The sequence below is a fragment of the Aquidulcibacter sp. genome, from assembly GCF_049239865.1.
In the GTDB taxonomy this organism is placed as follows: Bacteria; Pseudomonadota; Alphaproteobacteria; order Caulobacterales; family Aquidulcibacteraceae; genus Aquidulcibacter.
The window spans coordinates 1-1,117 of record NZ_JBMLTR010000037.1; the positions used below are offsets into that span (position 1 = coordinate 1).

Genomic DNA, 1,117 nt, shown 5'->3' on the forward strand with positions numbered 1-1,117 from the left:
TATGACACGATGGAATATATCCGCTCACCCGTCTCCACCGTGGTGATGGGCCAAGCGGCATCCATGGGTTCGCTTTTGCTCGCCGCTGGGCAAAAGGGCAGCCGCGTCGCGCTTCCAAATGCTCGCGTCATGGTACACCAGCCTTCTGGTGGCTTCCGTGGACAGGCGACCGACATTGCACGCCATGCTGAAGACATTGTCGCCACCAAGCGTCGCCTCAATGAAATCTACGTCAAGCACACTGGGCAAGACTATGATGTGATTGAGAAAACTCTGGACCGCGACCATTTCATGACCGCTGAAGAAGCCAAGGCTTTCGGCATTGTGGACGAAGTTTTTGTAAAGCGCGAAGACCCTAGTCTGACGAGCTAAACACGCCTTTTAGCCCGCACGGCCTCGTTTTTGCGTAGGCTGATGCGGGTGAACATAATTGCTTCAGTTTTGCAACGGATCGTTGACAGATTCCGTGCAAGACTGGACAAAGCTTTTTGAAGCGACCGTCAGAGGCTGCTTTTGGCAGCACCGTGACGGACTGGAGTAGATATGACCAAAGCAGCCAGCGGTGATTCAAAAAATACGCTCTATTGCAGCTTCTGCGGCAAGAGCCAGCATGAAGTCCGCAAACTGATCGCAGGGCCAACGGTCTTCATCTGCGATGAGTGCGTCGAACTTTGCATGGATATCATCCGCGAAGAGAACAAAAATCAATTGGTCAAATCCAAGGACGGCGTGCCGACCCCTCAGGAGATCAAGGACGTTCTCGACGATTATGCGATTGGCCAAAACTATGCCAAGCGCGTCTTGGCCGTGGCTGTGCATAACCATTACAAGCGTCTCGCGCATTCCCAAAAGAATGGCGATGTGGAGCTGGCGAAGTCGAACATTTTGCTGATTGGTCCAACCGGTTGCGGTAAGACCCTGCTGGCGCAAACCCTTGCCCGCATCATCGACGTGCCCTTCACCATGGCAGACGCCACGACTTTGACCGAAGCGGGCTATGTCGGCGAAGATGTTGAAAACATCATCCTGAAACTGTTGCAGGCGTCGGACTATAATGTGGAACGCGCCCAGCGCGGCATCGTCTATATCGACGAAATCGACAAGATCAGCCGTAAGT

2 protein-coding genes are annotated in these 1,117 nt (G+C 53.4%); both read left to right on the forward strand.

Translation table 11 applies throughout. The features are described 5' to 3' along the window. The coding region (locus tag ACOVRA_RS03205) for an ATP-dependent Clp protease proteolytic subunit (protein ID WP_421719026.1) at positions 1 to 372 on the forward strand (372 nt) is incomplete at its 5' end. A gap of 171 nt (positions 373 to 543) precedes the next feature. Next, positions 544 to 1,117 (forward strand): ClpX C4-type zinc finger protein (locus ACOVRA_RS03210; protein WP_421719027.1); only part of this gene is annotated, 574 nt, incomplete at its 3' end.